Genomic DNA, 303 nt, shown 5'->3' with positions numbered 1-303 from the left:
TAACCCGGGCAATGATCCTGTGACCGATAACAAAGGTGCCGTTACTTTTCTGCTGAATAAAGCTCAAAAACAACCGGTTTCCCTCCTCCCTATTGGCACCCTCACGCGCAAAAGTGAAGGCAAAGACATGGCTGAACTTTACGACATGCAACAGGCCGGTGCGATTGCCTTTGGAGACTATAAAAGATCGGTGTCCAATCCCAATATGCTGAAGCTCGCATTGCAATACGCTCAAAATTTCGACGGACTTGTAATGTCTTTTCCGCAGGAAAATAAAATAGCGGGTAACGGGCAGGTAAATGA

At 46.5% G+C, this 303-nt stretch carries 1 pseudogene; it reads left to right on the top strand.

Features of this window, described 5'->3' with window-relative positions:
• Positions 1 to 19: 19 nt before the first annotated feature.
• Positions 20 to 303 (top strand): annotated as a pseudogene (locus HC175_RS22765) (dihydroorotase); the annotation flags it as partial.

The sequence above is a fragment of the Salinimicrobium oceani genome (assembly GCF_012037645.1).
This window is presented reverse-complemented; position numbering and strand designations above follow the sequence as displayed.